The sequence below is a fragment of the Chloracidobacterium sp. genome, from assembly GCA_016711345.1.
Taxonomy (GTDB): domain Bacteria; phylum Acidobacteriota; class Blastocatellia; order Pyrinomonadales; family Pyrinomonadaceae; genus OLB17.
On the sequence record JADJTD010000001.1, the window covers coordinates 209,054 to 234,797 of the forward strand.

At 47.9% G+C, this 25,744-nt stretch carries 19 protein-coding genes and 1 pseudogene; 16 read left to right on the forward strand and 4 right to left on the reverse strand.

The window, feature by feature from the left end:
- Positions 1-11: 11 nt before the first annotated feature.
- A complete protein-coding gene (locus IPL32_00980) occupies positions 12-1,934 on the reverse strand; it encodes a thioredoxin family protein (GenBank protein MBK8464380.1) in 1,923 nt (640 codons plus the stop codon).
- A 352-nt stretch (positions 1,935-2,286) separates the two neighbouring features.
- Between IPL32_00980 and pdhA the strand changes: the two are divergent.
- From pdhA to lpxD, 8 genes and pseudogenes are all read left to right on the forward strand, one after another.
- A pseudogene (pdhA, locus tag IPL32_00985) lies at positions 2,287-3,214 on the forward strand (pyruvate dehydrogenase (acetyl-transferring) E1 component subunit alpha).
- Between the two features lie 5 nt (positions 3,215-3,219).
- A complete protein-coding gene (locus tag IPL32_00990) occupies positions 3,220-3,480 on the forward strand; it encodes a DUF4160 domain-containing protein (GenBank protein MBK8464381.1) in 261 nt (86 codons plus the stop codon).
- A 1-nt stretch (position 3,481) separates the two neighbouring features.
- Entirely contained in the window at positions 3,482-3,763 is a 282-nt protein-coding gene (locus tag IPL32_00995; GenBank protein ID MBK8464382.1) for a DUF2442 domain-containing protein, read from the forward strand.
- A 7-nt stretch (positions 3,764-3,770) separates the two neighbouring features.
- Positions 3,771-4,754, forward strand: coding sequence for a pyruvate dehydrogenase complex E1 component subunit beta (locus IPL32_01000; GenBank protein ID MBK8464383.1), 984 nt, complete (start codon positions 3,771-3,773; stop codon positions 4,752-4,754).
- 9 nt (positions 4,755-4,763) lie between these two features.
- Positions 4,764-6,065 carry a pyruvate dehydrogenase complex dihydrolipoamide acetyltransferase gene (locus IPL32_01005; protein ID MBK8464384.1) on the forward strand — a complete coding sequence of 434 codons (1,302 nt, stop codon included), beginning with the start codon at positions 4,764-4,766 and terminating at the stop codon, positions 6,063-6,065.
- Position 6,066: 1 nt separating this feature from the next.
- Complete coding sequence (locus tag IPL32_01010) at positions 6,067-6,966, forward strand: DMT family transporter (GenBank protein MBK8464385.1); 900 nt, start codon at positions 6,067-6,069, stop codon at positions 6,964-6,966.
- Between the two features lie 40 nt (positions 6,967-7,006).
- Complete coding sequence (locus tag IPL32_01015) at positions 7,007-7,288, forward strand: anti-sigma factor antagonist (GenBank protein MBK8464386.1); 282 nt, start codon at positions 7,007-7,009, stop codon at positions 7,286-7,288.
- A 46-nt stretch (positions 7,289-7,334) separates the two neighbouring features.
- A complete protein-coding gene (gene lpxD / locus IPL32_01020) occupies positions 7,335-8,342 on the forward strand; it encodes a UDP-3-O-(3-hydroxymyristoyl)glucosamine N-acyltransferase (GenBank protein ID MBK8464387.1) in 1,008 nt (335 codons plus the stop codon).
- Here lpxD and lpxB read toward each other — a convergent pair.
- Positions 8,314-9,489 (reverse strand): lipid-A-disaccharide synthase, encoded by a 1,176-nt coding sequence (lpxB, locus tag IPL32_01025; GenBank protein ID MBK8464388.1) that lies wholly within the window; start codon positions 9,487-9,489, stop codon positions 8,314-8,316. The two genes, lpxD and lpxB, sit on opposite strands and share 29 nt — an antisense overlap.
- 294 nt (positions 9,490-9,783) lie before the next feature.
- Here lpxB and IPL32_01030 point away from each other — a divergent pair, with 294 nt between their 5' ends.
- The 5 genes from IPL32_01030 to IPL32_01050 all read left to right on the forward strand — a co-directional run bounded on the left by IPL32_01030 (position 9,784) and on the right by IPL32_01050 (position 17,772).
- On the forward strand, positions 9,784-12,483 hold the full coding sequence (locus IPL32_01030) for a PD40 domain-containing protein (GenBank protein ID MBK8464389.1): 2,700 nt from the start codon (positions 9,784-9,786) through the stop codon (positions 12,481-12,483).
- Positions 12,484-12,681: 198 nt separating this feature from the next.
- Positions 12,682-13,656: a branched-chain amino acid transaminase gene (locus IPL32_01035; protein ID MBK8464390.1), complete on the forward strand. Its 975-nt coding sequence runs from the start codon at positions 12,682-12,684 to the stop codon at positions 13,654-13,656.
- Between the two features lie 643 nt (positions 13,657-14,299).
- A complete protein-coding gene (locus IPL32_01040) occupies positions 14,300-14,692 on the forward strand; it encodes a hypothetical protein (protein MBK8464391.1) in 393 nt (130 codons plus the stop codon).
- A gap of 513 nt (positions 14,693-15,205) precedes the next feature.
- A complete protein-coding gene (locus IPL32_01045; protein ID MBK8464392.1) occupies positions 15,206-16,117 on the forward strand; it encodes a hypothetical protein in 912 nt (303 codons plus the stop codon).
- Between the two features lie 56 nt (positions 16,118-16,173).
- Positions 16,174-17,772, forward strand: a complete 1,599-nt coding sequence (locus tag IPL32_01050) for a hypothetical protein (protein MBK8464393.1) — start codon at positions 16,174-16,176, stop codon at positions 17,770-17,772.
- 190 nt (positions 17,773-17,962) lie between these two features.
- Here the strand turns inward: IPL32_01050 and IPL32_01055 are convergent, their stop codons facing one another.
- Positions 17,963-20,500 carry an LPS-assembly protein LptD gene (locus IPL32_01055; protein ID MBK8464394.1) on the reverse strand — a complete coding sequence of 846 codons (2,538 nt, stop codon included), beginning with the start codon at positions 20,498-20,500 and terminating at the stop codon, positions 17,963-17,965.
- A gap of 58 nt (positions 20,501-20,558) precedes the next feature.
- Positions 20,559-21,059: a hypothetical protein gene (locus tag IPL32_01060; GenBank protein ID MBK8464395.1), complete on the reverse strand. Its 501-nt coding sequence runs from the start codon at positions 21,057-21,059 to the stop codon at positions 20,559-20,561.
- Positions 21,060-21,128: 69 nt separating this feature from the next.
- Here IPL32_01060 and IPL32_01065 point away from each other — a divergent pair, with 69 nt between their 5' ends.
- The 3 genes from IPL32_01065 to IPL32_01075 all read left to right on the forward strand — a co-directional run bounded on the left by IPL32_01065 (position 21,129) and on the right by IPL32_01075 (position 25,718).
- A complete protein-coding gene (locus IPL32_01065; GenBank protein ID MBK8464396.1) occupies positions 21,129-22,808 on the forward strand; it encodes a methylmalonyl-CoA mutase family protein in 1,680 nt (559 codons plus the stop codon).
- A gap of 14 nt (positions 22,809-22,822) precedes the next feature.
- Entirely contained in the window at positions 22,823-23,299 is a 477-nt protein-coding gene (locus IPL32_01070; GenBank protein ID MBK8464397.1) for a YraN family protein, read from the forward strand.
- Between the two features lie 82 nt (positions 23,300-23,381).
- A complete protein-coding gene (locus tag IPL32_01075; protein ID MBK8464398.1) occupies positions 23,382-25,718 on the forward strand; it encodes a S9 family peptidase in 2,337 nt (778 codons plus the stop codon).
- Positions 25,719-25,744 lie beyond the last annotated feature (26 nt).

Sequence of the window (25,744 nt, forward strand, 5' to 3'; positions counted from 1 at the left end):
CTCATTTAAGTTCACTTATTCTCTTGCGCTTTCTTTAAAAAGTCAACAAACTCTGCGGAGTTACGAGTCAAACCGGGAAAGCCTGCGACAAGCTGATCGTTAGCGTCGAATACAGCATAATAAGGAAGGGCAACTGTGCCCAATCTGTCCTGTTCCATCTGCTGTTGCCGTTCGTAAATCTCGCCTTCACCATCGGTGTAGAGACTGACAAGCACGAATTTTTCCAGCTCGGCTTTCACTTCTGGAAGTGGAAACATATTGGCTTCCATCCAGCGGCAATTCGTGCAAGTGTAGCCTGTGAAATCGACGAACACACGCTTGTTCTCGGCCTTGGCCTTCTGCAATGCGGCCTCGTAATTATTATTGATCCATTGCAATTCTTCGTGGCGATTGCCGAGGACGTTAAAAACAGAATCCTTATTCTTTGGCGGCAGGAAAGATTCAAGTTCGCCAAGTTTTCTACCGAGAACGCCTGTCGTCAGATAAATACACAAGCCGAAGAACAAAGCCGCAAAACCAATCCGAAGCGGAGTGATCTTCTTGATCGGCGAATCATGTTTGAATTTGAAAAAGCCCAAAATATAAGAGCAAATTCCCAAGCCGATGATGACCCAGATTATAAGAACGAGTTCACGCGTAAATATCTTGCCGTAATTGAGAACTCCGCTCTCGTTCATACCCGCACCCCAGACAAGATCGACGTTTGAAAGGAATTTCATCGCAGCTGCGACTTCAAGAAAGCCCATCACGACCTTCACCGAATTCAACCAGCCGCCCGAACGCGGCAGCGAAGAAAGCAGTCGCGGAACAGTTGCAAGGACGAAGAAAGGCAGCGCAAAAACTGTCGAAAACACCAACATTCCTAGCAGCGGCATTTTCCAATCGCCCTGCGCGGTCGAAACGAGCAAAGTACCGATAAACGGAGACGTACAGGTAAATGACGTAAGAGTAAACGTCAATCCCATAAGAAGTGCACCTAAATACGCGCTTCCCTTTCCTTCTTCGGTCCGGGTTATCTTATCGAGCTTTGTCAGAAGCGACGTGGGAATTGAAATCTCGTAAAAGCCAAATAGGTTGAACGCAAAGAATAGAAAGATCGCTCCGATAGCGAGGTTTACCCAAGGATTTGCGGCAAACAGGTTTATTCCTGCAGCACCGAAAAGGACCGCGAGCAACATTCCGAGCAGCGAAAATGTCGCGATTATACCCATTGAATAAACCGTCGCGAGTTTGATAGTTTTCGCGCGGCCGCCCACGGAGTGTTTCATAAAATATGAAACAGTGATCGGGATCATTGGGAAAACACATGGCGTCAGAAGCGATATCGCCCCGAACGTGATTGCAAGCCATATGAACGCCCATATATCTGTCGGTTGCTGGCCGGGGATGATTGGCGTTGAGATTGCCGCCGTGGGTTTGTCGTCGAGACTTAAAGACAGAGTCTTCTTCACGTCCTCGGAACCGGCGAAGGACACGCGAACCGTTTTCGGCGGCTGACAAAACCGATCGTTGCAAACCTGAAATCGAACATCGAGCGATACCGCATCGCTTGCCATGTCCGAGGTTATCTTAAGCGGGACGGAAAAACTCGCATTGTCGGCAAAGAATTTCGTTACGAGCGCTTTACCGTCCATGCCGGTAAATAAAGGATCTTCTTTAACCGTCGGTTTTTGTGAATCGATCTTGCCGTCGATCTCAAATGGTATTCCTTCGGTGGCTTTGATTGTCGTCGCTATCGGGCCGCCTTCTGGCTGTTCCAGTGCGTAGAGATGCCATCCGCTTTCGATCTCAGCTTTTAAGATGACCTTTATCTTGTCACCGCTCTTTAATTGAGCAGGTTTCGAATCAGAGGCGAGGCTCCACTTTGCCGGGCTTTGAGCTGCGGCAGATATTGCTAGTAAAAAGGGCAGAAATAAAAAAACAAACTTTCGCATAAAGAGACTATCTATATCTAAAAACTATATCATTTTCGTCAACGAAAGCTTTGTTCGTAATAACTGGTAGAGAAGCCAATCTTTTGCACATTCAAAACGTCTCGCTTATACTTATACTATCTGTTTAGTTACGGAGGAATAGATTTTGCCAAAAGCAGCAACGCGTCAAAACCCGGCAGCCAAAAATTCGAAGACATCGTCGAATGGTACCGGCAAAGCGATTGAAACAATCAGAAAAGATCACGAATTTACCGATTTTGTTGAAGTCGAAGAGGCCAAGGCGGAGTTTGAAAAGCGCCGAGCTTCGCAGCTTGAATCGATAAATAAGACCGACACTAAAGTGCTACGGGAAATGCTTTACCAGATGGTACTCGGCCGGCGTTTTGAGGAAAAGTGTGCCGAAGTTTACCGTATGGGCAAGATCGGCGGTTTTTGCCACCTTTATATAGGTCAAGAAGCCATCGGCGTCGGCACGATCATGGCGACGGAGCGAAGCGACATGGTGATCACGGCTTATCGCGACCACGTTCAGGCGATGGTCAAAGGCATGACGCCCGAAAGCGTGATGGCAGAGCTTTACGGCAAAGCAGGCGGCTGTGTCGGCGGCAAAGGCGGCTCGATGCATATGTTCTCAAAAGACCTCGAATTTTACGGCGGCCACGGTATCGTCGGCGGCCAGATCGGCGTCGGCACCGGAATGGCTTACGCCGCGAAGTACAAGGATACAAAACAGGTTGTGCTTTGTTTCTTTGGCGAAGCGGCTGTTAACCAGGGTATGTTTCACGAATCGCTCAACATGGCGCAGCTCTGGAAACTCCCCTGCATCTATATTTGTGAGAATAACCAATACGGCATGGGCACTTCGCAAGAAAGGGCTATGAGTTCGAGAAGTATCGCGAAAAAAGCCGATGCGTTCGAGATGGCGAACGAATTTGTCGACGGCATGGATGTGATGGCCGTACGAGAAGCGACTCTTAGAGCAATTGACCGAGCCAGAAATGACAGCAAACCAACGCTGCTCGAAATTCGAGCATATAGGTTTATGGGACACTCGATGTCCGATCCCGGCAACTACAGAACACGAGACGAGATCGCAAAATATCAGGAACGCGATCCAATTGTTCTCTTCAAGGACAGTTTAAAAGTAGCAAAAGTTTTTGGCGATACGGATTTTGAAGAGATCGAACAGCAAGCGATTGAAACGGTTGACCGCTGTGAAGTTTGCAGATGAAAGTCCGTATCCGGACGAGAGTGAGCTTTTTACTCATGTTTATGCGTGAAAATTATGCCTTGCGTAAGTCAGTTCTTCGGAATCGCGATCTACTTCTATTTTAGTGAACACTCTCCTCCGCATTTTCATGCTTTGTACGGAGGCGATGAGGCAATTTACGAGATTCAGACACTTCGTCTTTACGCCGGAAGATTGCCGCGACGGGCTCATAATTTAGTTCTGGAATGGGCGGATCAACATAGAGAAGAGTTAATGAAATGTTGGGATGCCGCGAGAATCGGTGTAACGCCGAATCAGATTGAACCATTAGGATAATATGGAATTAGTAAGAATAAGAGCCGTCAAACCACTTCATGATTTTGTTGTCCACGTTTGGTTTTCCAACGACACCGAACGGGACATTGATTTAGAAAATCACCTTAGAGGACCTGTATTCGAGGAAATAAGATCAAATCCTGACATGTTTCGCTCAGTAAAAGTGGACGAAAGAATGAAAACCATTAGTTGGGACAATGGAGCCGATATTGATCCCGACACGCTTTATCACAATCTTACTCCGGCTTGGGCGGAAGACACAGAAATGGAGTTAGCCAAATAAATATAAGATGGCAATTTTGACCATACGAGACGCCTTGAACCAGGCGCTGCGTGAAGAAATATTGAGAGACGAAAACGTCTTCGTCATGGGCGAAGAGGTAGCCGAGTACGATGGCGCTTATAAGGTTACGCGAGGGCTTTGGAAGGAGTTTGGCGACAAACGTGTTGTCGATACGCCGATCACTGAGCTTGGCTTTGCGGCGGTCGGCGTTGGTGCCGCAATGGCTGGCCTGCGGCCAGTGATCGAGTTTATGACGTGGAATTTTTCGATCCTTGCGTCCGATCAGATCATCAATCACGCGGCTAAGATGCTCTACATGTCCGGCGGCCAATTCAAAGTGCCGATCGTGTTTCGCGGTCCGAACGGCTCGGCATATCAGGTTTCGTCACAGCATTCACAAGCACTTGAAGCTTTTTACGCTAATTTTCCCGGCTTGAAAGTTGTGATGCCTTCGACTGCAGCGGATGCTAAAGGATTGCTAAAATCAGCGATCCGCGACGACAATCCGATCATTTTTCTTGAGCAGGAAAGAATGTACGGGCTAAAAGGCGAAGTTCCTGAGGACGAAGATTTCACGATCCCGCTCGGCGTCGCCGATGTAAAACGTGAAGGAACGGACTGCACGATCATCGCCCGTTCGATGACCGTGCCGCTGGCTTTGCAAGCTGCCGAGCAGATACAAAAGGACTTTGATGTCTCTGTCGAGGTCATTGATCCGAGAACGGTCAAGCCACTTGACATCGACACCATCGTCAACTCGATCAAAAAGACAAATCGGCTCGTCATTGCCGAGGAATCACACGAGTTTGCATCAGTCGGCGCCGAGATCACTTATCAAGTGATGGATCATGCATTCGATTATCTCGACGCACCGATCAAACGCATTTCGACAGCTGAAGCCCCAATGCCGTATGCCAAAAATCTCGAAGCGTTGGCGTTGCCGGATGTTGGTAAGATCGTCGCAGCGGTGAAAGAAGTTTGTTATTTATAATTAAACTATATGGCTGAAAAATTCTTAATGCCAAAGCTGTCGCCCACTATGGAAGAAGGGCATATCTCGCGTTGGGTTCTCAACGAAGGCGACAGTTATGCTGCCGGCGACACGCTTGCTGAGGTCGATACCGACAAGGCGACGATGGAAATGACCGCTCTTACGGCAGGCACTCTGCTCAAGATACTCAAAATCGGCGGCGAAACCGCAGCGCTCGGTGAGACTATCGCAATAATCGGCAACAAGGGCGAAGATATTTCTGCTTTATTAAGCGAAGCGGGCACATCTGTCGCGGCGAAATCAGCTGCAGAGAGCACAGAGAAAGTTGAGACACGTGCTGCAAACGCGGAAACACGAGCGGTAGCGAGTGTGACTACTGCTACACCGAAAGCTGTTGAGATGGTGCAGCCAGCGCCGCAAACAGCTGGAAACGGTCGTCTCATAGTTTCGCCCATAGCAGCTCGAATGGCAGCCGAAAATGCCATCGATCTCAAATCAATTGCCGGTAGCGGCCCGAACGGACGCATTATTAAGCGAGATATTGAAACTGCATTGGCAGGCGGTGGAAAGTCGACAGCGGTCAGCGGTCAACCGGTGTTCACATCATCGACGGTTGTCGGACAGTCGGCTTATCACGACGAGACAACATCGCAAATGCGGCGTGTCATTGCAAGCCGTTTGGCGGAATCGATCGGGCCGATCCCTACCTTTTACTTGACGGTCGAGATTGAGATGGACAACACGCTCGAGCTTCGCAAACAGGTCAATTCCACGATCAGCGAAGATCAAAAGATTAGCGTCAACGACATCATCGTCAAAGCCGCAGCGATGGCGCTCGTGAAACATCCATTTGCGAACGCTTCTTATCAAGACAAAACCATCCGCTTTTATCAACAAGCCGACATCGGCGTAGCAGTCGCTATCGAAGATGGCTTGATAACACCTGTTATTCGCGGAGCAAATCTAAAAGGCTTTCTCGAGATCGCAGCCGAGATCAAAGCCCTTGTCGCAAAAGCTCGTGCCAAAAAACTGCAGCCCGAAGAATACACCGGTGCAACATTCTCGATCTCAAATCTTGGAATGTTTGGCATTAAGGAATTCACCGCGATAATCAATCCGCCTGAGGCTGGAATTCTCGCTATTGGCGGAGCTGACCCGACGCCTGTCGTTCGCGATGGTGAGATCGTAATCCGCAGCATTATGCACGTTACAATGTCCTGCGATCACCGTGTTATCGACGGAGCAACGGGAGCCAAATTTCTGCAAACATTCAAACAAATGCTCGAACAGCCAGGAATGATGCTCATCTAAAGTGAGCGACAACAATCATCGATCATCATCTTACATTGCACTTTTAGCCGCTCAAGTGTTTTTCGGCTCGCTGCCTGTTATTGCAAAGGTCGCGCTGAAATCGGTTCCGCCGGTGGCGCTTGTGGGTTTTCGAGTGGTTATAACCGCCGGAGTTCTCGCGGCCTTCCAAGCATATCGAGGACGTTTTTGGCTCGTCAACAAGAGCGATTACTGGCGATTTGCAGTACTTAGCCTGTTTGGCGTTACGTTTAATCAGATTCTGTTTATCACAGGCCTTTCGCTCACAAAAGCATCGAACACTTCCCTGCTTGCCGTTACGATCCCCGTGTTTGCATTGACGGTCGGTGCGATGATCGGTGCCGAACGCCTAACAATTATCAAGATTGCCGGCATCGTATTGGCAGCCTTTGGAGTGCTGCTGATCATCGATCCGCGCAATGCATCATTCACGTCCTCAACCACGCTTGGAGATCTGCTTGTAGTTTTAAATTCACTTTCATACGGAATTTATGTCGCGATCTCAAAGCCTGTGATCACGCGTAACGGAGTTTTTCGGTCGATAATGTGGGTCTTCATTTTTGCCTCAATTCTCTGCATACCAATGGGTGTGTGGTCGTTACGCACAATTGATGTTACCCAGATCAGTCCTTTCGTATGGCTGGTAATACTCTATATTGCTATCGGAGCGACAGCGGCTCCCTACCTTTTGAATGCTTATGCTCTGGCTCGAGTGCAGGCTTCAACGGTGGCCGTTTTTGTCTATCTACAGCCTGTGATAGGATTTCTGCTCGCAGTTGTATTTTTAGGTGAGCAAATAGGGACACTGTTTATAATGGCCGCTTTATTGATATTTCTTGGAGTTTTTCTTGTTTCAAAGAAATTTACCAGGACTGAAACTTAAGGCGTCCTTTCCCGTAATAAGTGCATCTTAACTGAAAATTGTGGCTACGCAGATCACACAGATCGACCTTCCTGACCGGCACCGGACAATTCTCCGCGTCGAGGGCGATATGTTGTTCGATGACGCCATTCTGCTCGAAAAGGTCGCGAAATGTTTGCACAATGAGAACGAAAACAAGATCGTTATCGACCTTGCCGATCTTGATTTTCTCGACAGCGATGCGGCCTCGGTCTTAAAACGTTTAGAAGATGACGACGGCTGTGAGATCGAGGGAGTTGAGATATTTCTCCAATCCGCGATCGACATGGCTGAACGCGCTTGATCGGCGACACCTGACTTTTTTCCAAAAACGATTTACATTGTAAAAGATGAAGACTCGTGAAATTGCGGAATTCCTGCGCGGTGAATTAGTAGGCGATGGTGATGTCGATATTGATCGTGTCGCTGCGCTCGAATCGGCTTCGAACGGCTCTATTGCATTTGTTGAGAAAACCGAACGTTCAATTGTGTCCACCGCATCTTGTTTGATCGTTCCAACAGATATTAATAGTAATCTCAGCATTCCGTTCATAAAGACGGAAAATCCGAAACTCGCCTTCGCAAAGATGGCGGCTCTTCTGCATCCCGCAAAAACCCGGAGCGGAGAGATCCACGATACTGCATTGATATCTATGAATGCACGAATAGGAACAGATGTTTTTATCGGAGCATTCACTTGTGTGGGCGAGCGCTCTGAGATCGGCGACGGCACACACCTTCGAGCAGGATCAAAGGTCGGTGACGATGTTAAGGTCGGTAAGAATTGTGTGCTGCATCCGAACGTGTTCGTCGAAGACGGATGCACCATTGGCGACAATGTTATTCTACATTCTGGCGTCGTTATAGGAGCAGACGGATTTGGTTATGTTCGAGACGCTGACTATTATGTTAAATTTCCGCAGATCGGAACGGTCGTGATCGAAGACGATGTTGAGATCGGTGCGAATTCCTGCATCGATCGCGGAGCTCTTGGCGAGACACGCATCGGCAAAGGCACAAAGATTGACAATCTCGTCCAGATCGCCCACAACGTCCAGATCGGCAAGCGAGTTGTGATCGCTGCCCAGACAGGTATTTCAGGAAGCACAGTCATCGAGGACGATTGCATCATCGGCGGCCAGGTTGGTATGGGCGATCATGCTCGAGTTATGAGCGGTGCTGTGATCGGCTCTCAGGCTGGAGTCCTGCCGGGAAAGATCGTTCGTCCCGGCGTTTGGTGGGGTACGCCGGTTCAGCCTCTTGACGAATACAAGCGGCAAAATGCTCACGTTAAGAGCCTCGAACGATTAAAAGCTGACATTAAAGAAATTAAGAAGACCCTCGATCAAGCAGATTGAAAATTGCCTCAGCCGCCCGTTTTGAAGCTCCACCGTGTCCAAGTTTATCAGCAGCGATCTTTAACTCGCTACGCATCTCAGAATTGGCATTTGGCTCCAACAGCCTAAGTAGTTCATCAGATAATGACTTTGGTGTAAATTCATCCTGAATAAGCTCTTTAGCAACACGCTTCTCGGCGATCAGATTTATCAGTCCATAATGCGGCACGTCGATCAACGGCTCAAATAGTTTGTAATTTAGTGCGGAGGTTTTATAAACGATCGCCATCGGAGTGCCGATAATTCCGGCTTCGAGGGTGGCAGTTCCGCTTGTAACGGCGGCTGCGTCCGAAGCATTCAGAGCATCATATGTCTCCCCCTCGATCTTCTTTACTCCCGAAAGTTCTAAACCGTCTGACACTGCCCCGTCAACGGCCTTTTCTACATCCGAACGATTTCTCTCTGAAGCAAGTGCAACTAGAAATTGCACATTACTATTTTGCTTTGAGATCTTAGCCGCGGCTTCAAGCATTACCGGCAAGATACGTACGATCTCTTTCTGCCGGCTTCCGGGCAATAATGAAATGATTGGCCTGTCAGGTGCAAGGCCGTGCTTGCGGCAAAACTCTTCTTTACCAACATCTGAATGGACTTCTCGTGCCAACGGACTGCCGACATATTCCACATTTTCGATCCCATGCTTCGCGTACCAATCTTTTTCAAAGGGCAAGATCGTCAGCATGAGGTCTATGTTTTTCTTTACCGAGGAAATACGATATTTTCGCCATGCCCAAAGCTGTGGTGAAATATAATAAACAACATGAAACCCTTTACGTTTTAACGCGCGAGCTAATTTAAGATTAAAATCCGGAAAATCGACGAGGATCACCACTTCCGGCCGTTGGCTTATTGCCGCCGCCTTTAGATCTCTAAATGCACTCAGGAAGATCGGCAAGGCAGCGGCGATCTCGGCCAGTCCGACAATGGAAAGGCCGTCGGACTCGACAATTGCTTCAACGCCTTCCTGACGCATTTTTGGACCGGCAGCGCCGAAAAACTGAATAGCTGCATCAGTGTCCATTTCGCGCATCGCGCGCACGAGTTTCGCGGCATGAGTATCGCCTGACGACTCGCCGGCAATGATCATTATTTTGCGTGATTGCGTCATATGTAGCGTAAGTATCTAATCTTAAATGAAACACAGATAATTTGCAGACCTCGCTTAAAAGTGAAGATTTATATGATCTCAAAGAGCCTAGGATATACGCTATAAACCTTGGGCGTTTGTCGGCTTACAACCACAACAACCTGAAGCCGCATCCAATTGTCGGTCGATATATAGTGGATTTCCATTGCTTATGCTTGCAGTGCGCCCCGTGAACGCATAAAATTTAGTGTTTCGAGCTTTATATAGAAGTTTTTTGTTTGGATTGGTTATTTTTTGTTTTCTTTGGAGGAGTTTGTGACATTTCGCCTCGGTTTTCTTGTTTTACTAGTATGTTTGATCTCTGCGATTTCGGCTTCAGCACAAGTTGAATCCGTAATTGGACAGATAACAAATTCAGCATCCGATACCTACGCAGGCGGCATCAGCGGAAACGGTAGGTTTGTCGTTTTCGAATCAAGAGGCAATCTTGCAACGGAAAATCCGCGTAATGCAGACGGTAACTCTGAGATTTTTCTTTTCGATTACGCTCAGCGACGGATATACCAAATAACCGATACCAAAAGCGTTCTATTCGATACAACGCAAGCGGCTATCTTCAATAACATCCGGGTGGAGATCACCAATACACGCCCGGTGATCAGCAACGACGGACGTTGGATCGCCTTTAGTTCCAACGCAACTACCTCAACACCAGATACTCCTGACGGAACAAACCCTGGTTCCTTTGACGGCAATGCTTTCACGTCGCCAACACCGACACCTACTGCTTCGCCAACATCGACGGCGACAGCTACTCCTACTGCCTCACCGACTGGTTCGCCTACAGCTACTCCGGTACCCGGAGCAAACGTACTTACGAGCGACGGCAATCTGGAAATGTGGCTCTATCGAATTCCTGATTACTCCGAGGTTGCCGATCTGTCGGCAGGTGAAGAAATTCCGCCCACGAACCTTGCAGGTGGACCATTCACTCGTGTAACAAATACTGATCCAAGCCAGCTGCCGCGTCCAGGAACCTCGACAACGGGGCCGTATATTGCAGACGATAACCACGATGCGAGCATTAGTGACGACGGAAGCGTTATTGCATTTGGATCGACACGCGATCTGGTAACGTGTGTTGGAAATTCATTTCCTACTGATGACAACGATGAGATATTCACATACTTTCAGGGTGCAGGTGCAGCGTGTGACGACGGAAGCGGTGTTGGTATACGCCAAGTGACCAAAACTCCGCGCGGCCCGATCTCCGACCCGATCTACAGCAAGTTTCCGACCATTTCAGGCAATGGGCAGCGTGTGGTTTTTGCCAGTACAGGCGACAATCCGATCGTCGGAATGACCGACGGAACAAATCCCTCTACGAGTAGAAACGAAGAGATCTTTTACGCCGACTTGATCGATGGCAGCCCAACGGCAGGAACTACAAAAAAACAGATCACAATAACAACGCCGACAAACGCCGGTGATCCGGTGAATATTTTCGATATAGGACGCCGAATGAGCCGTGACGGGCGTTACATTGCATTCGATTCTTACGCCGATCTCGCAACAATACCTAACGGACCGAACAAGAAATCATTTGCGCTTTATGTGTATGACACGCTGGCTCCGGCACCGACACCGGGAAACTCTCCATTTCGCCAGATCGGTCCTAGAAGCGATGCCGATACGGCCGCTTCGGGCGGAGACCTGCAGCATTATCCTGGATTTACTGACTATGACGCAGGCGGAGCGGCAACCGCTCTGGTTTTGGAAACACGTTTGAACATAAAACCTGACGGAACAATACCAACCAACGCATCGGAAGGATTAAATCCAAGCGAGCAGCGTCAAGGCCAGATATATTCTTACCCGCTGGATGTTCCGGCGGCCACGGCGACATTTACACGACTCGCAAAGTTTCCGGACACATCACTGAGTATCCTGGCCTCGACACAATTGCTGCCGAGCGATTCGGTGAATCGAATGGCGTTCAACTTTTCATTGAGTGAGTTGGGTACGGGTAATTTTGATCTGCGTAATGAGGCTTTTTGTTTTTTACTGCCGGAGGTGAGTACCGAAGCGCCCGTTACGATCGCCCTTGCAACAGGGGCTACAAGACTTCCGGTATCGTTCGCCTCTACAACAGCAACTCAGACGCCTACTGCATCTCCAACAAGCACAGCAACATTTACTCCAACATCTACGCCTACACGAACGGCGACTGCCACCGCAACATCGACGGCAAGCCCTTCGAGCACGCCAAGCGCTACGCCGTCTGCAACTGCGACATCAACTCCGCAAACACCGTCATCGGTACTTGGCGTTTCGCCTGGAATGTCAGCAATTTTGAACTTTCAAGCAGGGATTGATCAGCCGGTCGTAGCGCGAACCGCAGTTGGCTCGATAGATCGCAGTTTCATGCTTCCGATCGAGCTTAGCGGCGTGACAATGACTATAAACGGAGCAGCCTGTGGCCTAAAGTCAGTCAGCCGACGTAACATTGAATTTGTCGTGCCGCCCGGACTGCCTGCTGCACTAGAGGGCACAAATTATCCGCTCGTGATCAATAACAACGGCGTGTTAATGAAAAGTTATATAACGATCGTTCCGGCACGACCGGACATCTTTAACATAGAAGGTTTTATTGGCCCGGGCGGGCGAGCCAAGATGTTCAATGTTACAAACAGCGTGTACCTTAACGAACCTTTTGTCGTTAAGACGATCAAACGCAAGGGCAATAAGCTCGTGCCGACAGTATTGCGCGTATATGTTACCGGCGTCGCAAATCTCGGTGCGGGTTCGGCCACGGTTAGGATCGGAAACAGCGGCCAGATACCTTCAACGACGGGACCGGTCATAGTCGCTCCGGGTGTTTACACTTTTGATTTTGCGTTGCCTGCATCATTGGCGCATGCGGGCGATCAGCCTGTTGTGGTCTCTGTGAGTGGAGGGGCAACGATATTTACTTCAAGGCTTGATGACACAACATCTCGCATATTTATTCTCTAATGCAGGGATCTGAGTGTATTGCGCGGGTTCAAGCCTTAAGATACAATCGCTCATAGAAATACGGTATTTTATTTAATTTCTTAAGAATTTAACCTGTTTTCACAGTATATTTTGATTGGTTTTTGATAATTGTACCCTGGAGATAGACGGCGCTTGTCAGGCCGTGAAAAAAATATGTCAGGAAAAGATGTAGCCACAATGAAGATCTCGCCAAAGGTTTGGAAAAACGGCGAGTTTATTAATTGGGACGATGCTCGTATCCATGTGATGTCGCACGTCGTCAATTATGGTTCGAGCGTGTTCGAAGGCATACGCTGTTACAACACCAGCAAGGGTTCAGCGGTCTTCCGCCTTACCGAACACATGCAGCGGCTCGTCAATTCGGCGAAGATCTACCGAATGGACTCGCAATTCGAACGCGATCAATTTTGCGATGCTGCGGTTGAACTCATTAAACAAAGCGGCCTCGACTCCTGCTATATCAGACCATTGATACTGCGTGGTTTGGACGAAGACAAGCCTGCATTTGGCGTAAATCCTTTCCCTAATCCTATCGATTCCTACATCGCCATCTGGCAGTGGGGCAAATATCTTGGCGAAGAGGCCCTCGAAACCGGTATTGATGTTTGTGTGTCTTCGTGGACACGCATCACGTCAAATTCGATGCCGACGATGGCAAAAGCCGGTGCGAATTATATGAATTCGCAGCTTATCAAGATGGAAGCTCTGCTCGGCGGATTTTCCGAAGGCATCGCTCTCGATGACCGCGGCTACGTTTCCGAAGGCTCAGGCGAGAACATCTTTTTGGTAAACGACGGTAAGCTGATTACGCCGCCGCTCGGAGCATCGATCCTGCCCGGAATCACTCGCGATTCCGTCGTCCAGATCGCCCGCGAACTCGGCATCGAGGTCATCGAAACCCAGATCCAACGCGGTGCTCTCTATCTCGCAGACGAAATGTTCTTCACCGGCACAGCAGCCGAAATAACACCGATCCGAACGGTTGACCGCATCACAATCGGAGCGGGAAAACGCGGCGAGGTAACAAAGAAACTCCAAGAAGAATTCTTCAAAATAATCGACGCCACACGCCCCGCACCTTTCGGAGCAGAATGGCTCACATTCGTTAACGCTGAGGGCGAAAAAAAAACAGCAGCTGTAACCGCTGATTGACGATTTTCGTATTGGTTTTTGAGGATTGAGCCCCAGAGAGTGTGGACTCAGGCGATTTAGGCGGCTCGGGCGATTTTTTCGGTAAAGTTTGCTGACGGCAGCTTTAAACTGCTGATTATCAACGGTTTAGTCAGAAAACACTCCCAAAGCGCCACTTTGGAGTGCCTAAAAGCCATCTTTAGACCCCCAAAAAGCCATCGCTGACCCCCAAAAAGCCACCTTTAAAGTGTGCATCCGGTGCTCAAGATCGGCCTAAAAACACGAGATTTCCGACCAGAACAACAGCTGCAACCACATCTTCAACATTAACCTTACGATCAACCGCATCCACGCCTTTGACCAGTACCGACCAGTCACCGACCAACAACAATTCCCGACCGCCAGTAACAGCTCCAACCAGTTAAAATAACCGCCCACGCCAACTTTTTTCCCCCAAACGCACGAGAAATCTACTGATGCCTCCGTGTCTTCCCTTGGTGTCCTCTGTGTTTAAGAAAGCTATAACACAGAGTACACGGAGACAAAGCCACAGAGTTCACAAAGGTAGTTTTCCCAAAACTCACAAATTAGCAGTCATGGTCACTTGACACGTCGTTGCACCGATGCTACATTGATTAAAAATCAAATGGAGGACAAAACAATTATGGTAGAACAATGGGAAGAATTTCATGCTGGGCCGAAGGATGTGGAATCGGACCTGCACGTGACTTTGAACAAACACGGAGTGATATTGCTCGGCGCCCGCACATTTGATCGGATGGGCAAGCCGGACGCTGTCGTGCTGTTTTTTGACAAGATGAACAGCAAGATCGGGCTGATGCCCTCTCACGACCGCGTCGAAAATGCACATCCGCTGCAGTCAAAAGGCAAACACCGCCATCGCATCTTGCGTGCAAGCAGATTATGCCGCCACTACGGCATCAAGGTCGATCGCACCATAGAATTTCCCTACGCTCATATAAACGACAACGGAATTCTCGTACTCGATCTCAAAACCACCAACGTCATCGGCCGAGTATCAAATAACGGCAAGTAATACGCACCTCTACTGATTTCCGTGACCTCCGTGTCCTAACTCTGTGGTCTCTGTGTTAAAAAATTTTCACTAAACACAGAGGCCACTGAGCCCAAACCACGGAGGTCCCAAAGGCTCCAGAATGTTAAATCTACATTAACAGCGCTAATTCACAAAATTAGCGCTTGACATCCATTTTAAACTGATATAAAGTTCCTACCAATCAAGCAGTACTTTCACAAGGGGGAAGAGAGTCGTTCTCGATAGAACGTCAGCGATTCTCAACAAAGTGGTTCCAGGAGATCCCAGCATTACTCCTAAACCTTGGCACTTAACTTTTTAGCTTGAAACCGGGAGAAAATGTGAATTTCCGTCAAAACTTCCGCTGCTAAATAAACTTTAATTAATGTAACTGAGTCAACACCATCTTGGAGGACTATGAGAAACAGGTTAATCACAAAGTATTTTAAGGTATTGATCACAATATTGGCACTATTCATTGTCAGTGCTTACCCTCAAAATTATGCGAAAATTATGAATAAACAAGTAAAGAAAGCACTCGGCGGGGATAGCGGCCTACTGAAAGGATTTGAGTGGATACCTTTACCAACAACAAATTTCGGTCTAATGACCGCATTCGTGTATACCACAAACAAAAAACCAAGTTTTCAGAATGAATGGTGTGCGAGTTTTTCATGTCTGGGGGTTGACCCACCATCCGACCTTCCAAATATTATTGGGATGAACGGCTTCGCCGATGTCGGAGCTAGCGCCGCCGTCACTCTTACCGAGAAAGAAGAAAAAGACATCGCTCTCAATGTTCTTCTGCCTGCTATCTACAATATTTTGAGTGTGGGTGGAGGTTTTAACAAAAATTCCGTCCTAGATACTCGTTTAAAACTTGGCACTGTTCATGTACGAGTTCTTAATAAAGGTAAAGCTCTAAGTTACCTAAAAAAAATTCCTATGGACAGTGACAATCACCAGCTTCTCAATTCCCTAAATGCACGGACTTTGGGTCTCGTGGTAGCGGATGTAATGGTTGAATCCATGTCTGTAACTTTGGAACTTAAGACCGGAACGGATGCTAATTTGAACGCAGCACTGAACAATCCGGCGCCGGGGTCAGGCGTTTTGCCTAAAGTTTTCGGGGCAACAGCAGACAAAAAACCTTCTTTAACTGTTAAGGCGGCAAGGGGTGTAGTTGGAAAATACCAGTTTGAGATTAGTCAACCCGTAATAGTTGCTCGACTTGTAGGACAATATCCGATTTTCAGCATTGCTGATGGAGGAGTCAAGAATGTACCCAACACAAAAGAGCAAGTATCCATTATTGATTCTATAAAACCGTCACTCAAGGGCTTAAGTGAGCAATGGGCTATGTGGACACTCGGAAAGAACTGCACAGTGCCAAAAAAAGAATTTTTGTGTATTGTTAATAACTAATCAAAAAACTGACGCTGTTGTGGGAACCAATACGTGTTCCCGCGCAAAACAAAAATATGAACCGGGTAACAAATAGTTTTTGTGTCTATTTTTCAATATTCTTTTTCCTAGGACTAACTCAAATCTATTATGGACAAATCGTAACAGGAGACGCTCCTCTAACCGCAGATCAAGTCGATACACTAAACACAAAAGATTTTGCTCACCCACAAAGTACGCTTTCCGGAGCGGATGGGGCCGCATTATTAAGCTCTGCGGTAGATTTATCAATTCACAAAAACCGCGAATCAAAAATAGATTGGGAACTAGAAATTAAGAATCAAGGGGCTTTACAAAGTTGTCAGTCAGTCGCTGTTTCATATGCTGCGGACATTCTAGAAAGGAAGCGGTATTATGGCGCCTCAGCAAAAAAGAGGGTTTACCATAAAGATTATATTTGGGAAATTCTACGACATAAAGTGTACGCCGAAAATGATGAAGGCTGCCCTCTCGACTGTACAAAATGTGGTGGCTTTAGCATTTATGACGCAGCAGAGGCCGCTGGACCGGGAATATTATTTAGTGATGAAAGTTTTGATCGAAGCTGTGGTAAAAATGCTATCGTAACATCGCTCGCGGGACACACTAGCTTCACTTTTAACTATATATGGTCAAATCCAGACAAGTACCCACGCGTTTTAAGGTCGAAATTTGACTCTTTGTCACGTTTATCTTGGGCCGCCACATTAAGATCCGTTAAAGAAAATCTTTCGTCTGGCGTACCTATTTTGGTGTCAATTTTTTCAGCACCCAACGACCCAAAAGGCTTTGCTTTAGCATACGAGCGTGGAGGAGCCTCTTATAGCCATTTGCTGGATGACAGTTCGTTTGACTATCTGTCCGATGGCTGGCATGCAATGACTATCGTCGGTTATGACGATACTAAAGACGGTGGGGCATTCAAACTCGCTAACTCATGGGTTAGTTCAGACAATAGTCGCTGGGGACAAGATGGATATCTATGGATAACTTATTCTGCTTTTCAAAGGATTTCTAGACTGATGATTACCTTGCAAATTGACAAACAAGATTTCCCTGGTATTCGAACCCCAAATACCAAAGACGGAAATGCCTTGCCGGGAATTCTTCAGACCTTAGGATCGACAGCAGCAGCAAAGGAAGTTTCCAAGGTCAAGCTACAACTGATTGCCAAAGCTAAGGGAGGGACGAATGTTTGTCTCGATGCAAACACGCCCGATTGGATAGAAAAAAAAGGATTCGAAGTAATAATGTACAGATGCGGCCGTCAGTCAAATCAACTTTGGCGCCTATCCTTAAGAGAACAACGGGATGACACAAAGTACTACTTTATTGAGTCCTTGGGCAAAGATTCGCTAGGCAAAGTACTCGCTGTGAATGAAGGTCGTTTGACCCTTTCCACAAAGTCGGTAGACTTCGATGAAAACCAATTGTGGAATATGCGAACCGATCCAGATGACTCCGAAAACAAGAAGGGACTCGCTATTTTTTGGGCTGGCCAAGGTGGCCTTTTTGTGCTTGAAGGAGACCAACTTCGACTTGACAAATACTCAGATGATACAGCCCCAGAGCCGTTCGTTCTTAACCCATTCAATAACCTTGACAGACAAAAGTGGACTTTTGTCCCAGTAGAATAGAGACAAGTTTTTTTAATACGACCTGAATTTTCTGATAGAATATAAAATTTTTTTTGATTGTTGGTGAGAAAGCAGGAAAGCCCGTTCCCGAATCCGCCAGCAAATATCAGTTTTTAGATATTACATATTAACGATCAGATAGTAATACCATTTTTGCACATTTGCACAAATACTACTTAAATCCACAAAATCAACGCAACCCTTGACCGTATTGTTCGGTGCCGAAGGAGCCGATGCCGTTTAGGCGGAAGCTGAAGACGAAGCGGTTTTCTTTTCTGACGCCGACGTTGAAGGTGTAGTATTGGAGGGCTAGGGAGCAGCAGTCGTAGGCGTAGCCGACGGTTACGAGGGAGCTGATCATTGGTGAGGTTTGGGATTTGCGGCGGTTTTCGAGGTCGAAGAAGAAGGATGTGCCGCCGTAGAGGCCGCGGTTGCGGTTGCCTAGGAAGATCGCGGGGCTCCATTGTGAGCCTCGCAGCGTTCCCGGTTCTTTGCCGGCGTCGTTTGCGTATTGGGCGAGCGATGGAATGAGTGTGACGGCACGTGTGTAATAAAAAGTTTGGAAGATCTTTACGAACGACGTGTTGTAGCCCATTCCGGCGGAAATGTCGCGAAGGCCATCTCCTGAAATTCCATAATCGAGCCGAGCATTAACAAATATATTTTTTTGCGGGCGATATGTTGCGTCTATGTTCAATGGCGAAAAGCGTCGAGGTGCTCCGCCGAACGTGTAAAAGCTAAGTGCCGTGATCGGTTCGATCTGGTTTCGCCTTCCCTGTATCAACGCCCCGCCAAAGGTCTTATCAAAAAAATACTTGCCGCGAACCGTAATGCTGAAGATCTCATAGGGCTGGACAGACAGCGAGTCTGGAGTTTGGAGTCTGGAGTCTGGAGCAGAATTTCCTACTCCCGACCTAAGACTCAAGACTCTTTGTGCTTCGGGCGTGACGGCTTGGCCGTATTTTCTTGTGTAGAATCTGTTTGTGATGCCGAATTCGATCTCGTTGGTATTGGTGGCGGTGTCGATGTAGTCAAAGCGAATGATCTTGTTAAAATTATCGACGCCTTTCACAAGACGATAAGTTGCGAACGGTTCGATCACGTGGCGGAATCGAAATTCGTTTTTCTTTCCGTAAAAGTTCTTCGCGAGAGCGGCCGGCCGCACATCAAAACTGAACTCGCCGTATCGACGTGTCACATCTCTGCTCGACACACGCCGCATGTCGTCGAACGAATTAGAATAATACGTGACTCGTGTCGCTGCATTAGCAGTAAAATTAAAATACTTCGTATTGAACGGGATCGACACCTGCGGATAAACATCAAACCGCTGCACCAAGGACGGCGTGATCACAGGCTCGGTTCCAGTCATTGCAAAATAAAGACTTAAATCGTCGACCTCTTCTTTTCGAGAAACTCCCTGAAGGCTCGCCCTGAAAGAAAAATATGCGCTGTTAAAAAATGGCAGTTGCGACGGGCGTTTTTCAAAATCGATGCTCGGCAAATTTCGTGATTTTTCGCGAACATTCGGAATTGAAATTACTTGCGAACGAGTTAAAAAATTCAGTGTGTAATTGTTCCAGCTTTTGTTGACGAAAACCTGCGATATCTCGATCGGCGAAATGATCGACTGTATGCCGTCGGAAAATTCCTGGCGAAACGCGAGACTTGAAGTGAGCCTGAAATCGACTGCGGCAGTGAAACCATTTGGAAAATAATGTACGCCGTCAGCATAGATCGACGAACCGCCCTGATCCGGATTATTCTCATCGGCTTCTTGGCCAAAGATGCGGTCCTTTACGGCATAAAAGCCAAAATTGAGGAATGAACGCGAATTTGCCCGAGTGCGGGCGTCCAATCCGTAGCCAATTCCGCGTGCCGAAAAAACATCGCCGCGAAGTGTAACGTCAGCCGAATCACCAAGGGTTTTGTAATATGCAGCCGAAACTCGAGCACCCTTTCGGCCCGAGTAGCCGAAAGTCGGTGTCAGAAAGCCGGAGCTTCGGTCTTTTTCCTTGATTGGAATCGACGCAAATGGAACGACGATCAAAGGTATATTTTTGATACGGAATTTTGCGTTCTTGAGCCGAAGTTTGTCGTTAGTTTTAATACGGGCGTTATCCGCCGTAAAACTCCATTTGGGCACAGCTTCTTCGCACGCGGTGAACACGCCTTTTGTGACGACGATCTCCGTGAGCGACACTCGTTCCACTCGCTCGGCAGTAAAATAAAGGACCGTTCCGTCGTTGGTTTGATTTGTAAACCCAGTCGAATCTTCAAAAACGCCGAGCTTTGTTTTGTAATTCCAGACGCCACTTGCGCCTGTTATTCGCTGATCGTCGCCCTGATCAAATATCACGCTTCCGCTCGCCACGATCTTGTTGTCGGCTTCGTAAATGACGATCTTGTTCGCCTGCATGCGATATATTCCGTAGCGGACGTCAACGTTTCCGGTATGACTCACAATGCGACGTCCTTTTTCGCCCTCGACAGATTGCGAGTCGGAATAAACAACGACTTCCCCGTCGCCGCCTTCCTCTTCAACGGTCGTCTTTTTCTTGAGTTTTGGTGCTGAGATGTTTTGTTCGTTTGAGATCGGGTTGATGTTCGGCGTGTCGGTTATCGGATTGGACACCTGACGATCGACAGGATTTGTCTGCTGCGCTAACGTGAATGTCGCCAGCACAAATATCAGCAAAAAGACCGTTTTGGGATCAGGGAACCGCATCGAATAAGTTGAACATTTCGATGCTAACACGAAGCAGACCAACAATAAAATTCCGTGTTTACTTAGCCGACATCTCCAAAACGAAATAATCAGTATCCTCGATCCGCACTAAACGTCCAGAAGTGTACGGTTCTTGAAAAAAGCTGTTGGCGGCATAAGCAAGGCCTTTGAGGCTGTCGTCACCGCTCATTTCACTCTGTGCGATCAATTCCGACGGAAACCACGGTTCTGACGACAACGTAACGTACTCGGGGGCTTGATGGATGGCAGCCTCAGCAACGATTTTATTTGCATTCTCGGTCGAAAATCTAATGACAGCGAGTAGCTTCTTTCGATCCGCATTTTCTTTCCATACAATATCCTCGTCTTCCAGCTCGTAAGGCACGTTCACCAGCAATTTAAGCTCTTCGACATTGGTTTTTGCCGAATTTGCATTCTCAAGCGTCGGATTAACAATGGCCGAATTCGCATTCGGATTATTGTTGCCGCCTTGGCAGCCCAAAAACGCTCCTAAAGACAAAAACAGTGCTAAAATAACACCTGTTCTGAGGATTTTCATTAGCTCATTGTATGCAGATAACCCGGTGATTTGCAATTTTCGAGCTAATGCCGGATAAACTATAGTTTTATGGACACAACCGAAATTAAGAAGGCCGCAACCGCGGCTAGGGCCGAAGTTGACAGATGGGAAGCAGAAACCCTTTCCAAAGTGCTGGAAAAGACGCCGGAAATCAAAACGTCGTTCGAGGGCGTTTCACTAGAGCCGGTTGAACGGCTTTACACCGATGCTGACATCGAAGACATCAGTGAGATCGGCTTTCCCGGTGAATTTCCTTACAAACGCGGAATTCATCCGACAGGCTATCGCGGCAAGCTGTGGACGATGCGGCAGTTTGCGGGATTTTCGTCGCCGGAAAACACAAACGCCCGATTTAAGTATTTGATGGAACACGGGCAGACCGGCTTGTCGGTCGCTTACGATCTACCTGCCTTGATGGGCCTCGATTGCGATTCGCCTCTTTCGGAAGGCGAGGTTGGTAAATGCGGTGTTGCAGTTTCTTCGTTAGCGGATTTCGAAGTTTTATTTGACGGCATTCCCCTAGATCAGGTGACGGTTTCGCAGACGATCAATGCTCCTGCGCCGATCTTTCTTGCGATGTATCTAGTTGTTGCGGAAAAGCAAAAGGTCGACTTCAAGAAAATTTCAGGCACGCTTCAAAACGACATTCTCAAAGAATACATCGCGCAGAAAGAATGGATCTACCCGATCAAACCCGCGATGAAACTCGTAATCGACACCTTCGAATATACGACCAAGCACGTTCCAAAATACAACCCGATCTCGGTCAGTGGCTATCACATTCGTGAGGCCGGAGCGACGGCATTACAGGAGCTTGCGTTCACGCTGCGCGATGGTGTCGAGTACGTCCAATATGGCGTCGATCGCGGCATGGACTTGGATGAATTTGTCCCGCGAATATCATTCTTTTTCAACGCCCACAACGACTTCTTCGAAGAGATCGCTAAATACCGCGCCGCCCGTGTTATCTGGGCACGAACGATGAAAGAACGCTTTGGAGCGAAGAATCCGCGAACAATGCAGATGCGTTTTCATACTCAAACCGCAGGCGTATCGCTGACGGTTCAGCAGCCGCTAAATAACATCGCTCGCGTAGCCATACAAGCGCTTGCTGGCGTTCTTGGCGGCACACAGTCGCTGCATACTGATTCCTATGATGAAGCACTCGCTCTGCCGACAGATGAAGCTGCATTGATCGCCCTGCGAACGCAGCAGATCATCGCAGAAGAAACCGGCGTTGCAAACACGGTAGATCCGCTTGGCGGCAGCTATTATGTCGAATCGCTCACACAAAAAATGATCGACGGATGCATGGATTATTTTGAAAAAATCGATGGTTTCGGCGGCATGGTCGAAGCGGTCGAGGCCGGCTTCCCTCAGCGCGAGATACAGGAATCGGCATACCAATATCAAAAAGCAGTCGAACGTAAAGAACAAGTGATCGTCGGTGTAAATAAATATGCGATGGATGAAGGAGCCTCAAAATACAATATTCTCCAGATCGACGAGACCGTCCGCGATCATCAACTCGAACGAATGGCCCAAGTCAAATCATCTCGTGACAATGGCGCCGTCTCCAACGCACTCGAAAAATTAAAACAAGCCGCACATTCAAATGAAAACACAATGCCCGCGATCATCGAATCAGTAGCTGCTTACGCGACCGTCGAAGAGATCTGTGTTGCGTTGCGCGATGTGTACGGCATCTATGAGGAACCAGCGTTTTAAGACAGACAAGAAAGATGGATGACGTACTTTCTATCAACAATGTTCCCTCCAAAGCGATTCCAAACCTTGGAGAACACGGCGAGGCGATTGCCGCAGGATATTTGATCAAAAACGGTTACCGCATTGTAGTAGCAAATTTCAAAGTTCCGGTTGGCCGCAACAGCAAAGGTGTTTCTGTAACGGGCGAGATCGACATTATTGCTCTTGATGGTGAGACGCTTTGTTTTGTTGAGGTAAAAACGAGGCGGTCTGACGAATTTACACCCATTATCACAAACGTCGATGTCCGGAAGCAGCGGCAGATCACCCGTACAGCAAAAATATATCGCCGCATTTTTGGTGTTTGGGATATGGAGTTTCGCTACGATGTTGTCACCGTGCTAATGCCAAAGAACGCCAAACCTCAAATAGAGTTAACAAGAGACTTTTGGAATGAAAGCAAGTTTCGAAAACGAACGTGGAACGACCGGTCCTGGAACGAGTTTTTATGAACAAAAATAGGCTGTTTCGCGTAATATTCAAAGAATCTGTTAGAAAAACCGTAAACTTAATCAGGAATTTGTGACTAATATTATGAAAATATCACTGATCTTCTCGACACTGCTTCTATCTATATCGATTTTCACGGCATCAGGCTTCGCTCAACAGCCTCCTCTGATTGACCGTGAGCTATTCTTTGGCAATCCGGAATATTCGGGTGCCCAGATATCACCTGACGGCAAATATATATCGTTCATCCGCCCGTTAAAGGATGTGCGAAATGTTTGGGTCAAAGGCTTTGACGAGCCTTTTGAAAAGGCGCGTCCGCTAACGGCGGAAACCAAACGCCCTATCTCAGGCTATTTTTGGAGTCAGGACGGCAAATACATCCTTTTTACAAAGGACAATGACGGTGATGAAAATTACAACGTTTTCGCTGTCGATCCCGCTGCTGCTCCGGCAGCAGGTTCCGAGGTTCCGGCTCCGAAAAATCTGACCAACGCAAAAGGCGTTCGCACATTTATTTATGATGTGCCCGAGTCCGATCCTGATACGATCTACATCGGCATAAACGACCGTGATAAGTCATGGCACGATCTTTACAAGGTGCAGATCTCGACGGGCACAAAAACTCTACTGCGGGAAAATAAAGACCGATTAACAGGTTGGGTATTCGACAATGCCGGCAAGGCGCGAATGGCCAGCCGTGCTCTGCCGGACGGCACCACAGAGATACTAAAAGTTGATGGTGATAAATTTACGGTAGTTTACACATGTGGAGTTTTTGAAACGTGTGGTGCGGTGCGGTTTACCAAAGACGATAAACGCGTCTATGCGATCACAAACAAAGGTGACCGCGATCTGATCCAGCTCGTTCTTTTCGATCCGGAAACCGGAAAGGAAGAATTGGTTGAACAGGATCCTCTTGGCCGAGTAGATTTTGGAAATGCGTCGTTCTCAAGGGTTTCCAAACAAATTGTCGCCACCGCATATCAGGACGATAAGACTCGTATCTATTGGAAAGACAAGAATTACGAGAAAGATTACAACTATATCAAGAAACAGGTCGGCGATCGCGAGATCAATTTTGTTTCGAGTACCAAAGATGAGACCAAGTTCATAGTATCGACCAATAGCGACGTCGATCCCGGAACAGTTTGGATATTTGACCGCAAAACAAAAAATCTTACAACGCTTTACACCGCTCGTGAGAAATTGCCGCGTTCTTCCCTTTCACCGATGAAGCCTATCCGTTACAAAAGTTCGGACGGATTAGAAATTCCCGCGTATCTAACGCTTCCAAAAGGCTTACCGGAAAAGAATTTGCCGCTTGTCGTTGTTCCCCACGGCGGTCCCTGGGCACGCGATGCGTGGGGCTACAGCAGCTTTGCACAGTTCCTTGCTAATCGTGGCTATGCTGTGCTGTCACCAAATTTCCGCGGCTCGACAGGTTACGGCAAGAAGTTTCTCGACGCAGGTAATCTGCAGTGGGGCGACAAAATGCAGGACGACATTACTTGGGGCGTCAAACATCTCGTAGATCAAGGCATTGCCGATCCGAAAAAAGTCGGCATCATGGGCGGCAGTTACGGCGGCTATGCAACTCTGGCAGGCGTGACATTTACGCCGGACCTTTATGCGGCGGCAGTAGCTATTGTTGCCCCGTCTAGCCTGAAAACATTACTCGAATCGATCCCTCCATATTGGGAGGCAGGGCGTGTGACGTTTTACAAACGCATGGGCGATCCCAATACTCCCGAGGGTGCCGCTCAGATCAAGCGTCAATCACCGCTCTTCTCAGTTGATAAGATCAAAACGCCGTTAATGATCGTCCAGGGAGCAAACGACCCCCGTGTCAAAAAACGTGAGGCCGATCAGATGGTAGTTGCTCTTCGCGACCGAAACTATCCGGTTCAATATCTGCTCGCTGATGACGAAGGCCACGGCTTTGCACGCCCTGTCAACAATATGGCGATGTTTGCCGCCAGTGAAAAGTTCCTTGCCAAATTCCTCGGCGGACGATTTCAGGAAAGCATGACCCCTGAAGTCACCAAACGCCTCGGCGAGATCACAATCGATCCTAAGAATGTTATTGTAGAACAGCCAAAAGATATGTCCGCTGCTCCCGCCACTGATCTCACGGGAAAATGGGCGATGGTTGTAACCGCTGGTGAACAGGCGATACCAGTAGGTCTGGATATTGCTCAAAAAGGGGCTAATTTTAGCGGCTCGACGAGTTCGCACCTTGGCCCGGGCACAATTGAAGCTGGCAAAGTTAGTGGAAGTAACTTTACCGGCGTTATGAAAACTGAGTTCCAAGGCCAAACGATGGAGATAAAGATCACCGGTAAAGTGGAAGGTGGAAAACTTTCGGGAATGCTTGACATGCCGGGCATGGGGTCAATGCCATTTGTCGCAACTAAAAACTAACCGCTAATAATATAACCAAATTGAAA

Coding starts and splice junctions, on each gene's coding strand:
- IPL32_01000 (MBK8464383.1), top strand. CDS start 3,771: ATGGCAATTTTGACCATACGAGACGCCTTGAACCAGGCGCTGCGTGAA.
- IPL32_01005 (MBK8464384.1), top strand. CDS start 4,764: ATGGCTGAAAAATTCTTAATGCCAAAGCTGTCGCCCACTATGGAAGAA.
- IPL32_01045 (MBK8464392.1), top strand. CDS start 15,206: ATGAATAAACAAGTAAAGAAAGCACTCGGCGGGGATAGCGGCCTACTG.
- IPL32_00990 (MBK8464381.1), top strand. CDS start 3,220: ATGCCTTGCGTAAGTCAGTTCTTCGGAATCGCGATCTACTTCTATTTT.
- IPL32_01040 (MBK8464391.1), top strand. CDS start 14,300: ATGGTAGAACAATGGGAAGAATTTCATGCTGGGCCGAAGGATGTGGAA.
- IPL32_00980 (MBK8464380.1), bottom strand. CDS start 1,934: ATGCGAAAGTTTGTTTTTTTATTTCTGCCCTTTTTACTAGCAATATCT.
- IPL32_01075 (MBK8464398.1), top strand. CDS start 23,382: ATGAAAATATCACTGATCTTCTCGACACTGCTTCTATCTATATCGATT.
- IPL32_01060 (MBK8464395.1), bottom strand. CDS start 21,059: ATGAAAATCCTCAGAACAGGTGTTATTTTAGCACTGTTTTTGTCTTTA.
- IPL32_01050 (MBK8464393.1), top strand. CDS start 16,174: ATGAACCGGGTAACAAATAGTTTTTGTGTCTATTTTTCAATATTCTTT.
- IPL32_01035 (MBK8464390.1), top strand. CDS start 12,682: ATGAAGATCTCGCCAAAGGTTTGGAAAAACGGCGAGTTTATTAATTGG.
- lpxD (MBK8464387.1), top strand. CDS start 7,335: ATGAAGACTCGTGAAATTGCGGAATTCCTGCGCGGTGAATTAGTAGGC.
- IPL32_01055 (MBK8464394.1), bottom strand. CDS start 20,500: ATGCGGTTCCCTGATCCCAAAACGGTCTTTTTGCTGATATTTGTGCTG.
- IPL32_01065 (MBK8464396.1), top strand. CDS start 21,129: ATGGACACAACCGAAATTAAGAAGGCCGCAACCGCGGCTAGGGCCGAA.
- lpxB (MBK8464388.1), bottom strand. CDS start 9,489: ATGACGCAATCACGCAAAATAATGATCATTGCCGGCGAGTCGTCAGGC.
- IPL32_01070 (MBK8464397.1), top strand. CDS start 22,823: ATGGATGACGTACTTTCTATCAACAATGTTCCCTCCAAAGCGATTCCA.
- IPL32_00995 (MBK8464382.1), top strand. CDS start 3,482: ATGGAATTAGTAAGAATAAGAGCCGTCAAACCACTTCATGATTTTGTT.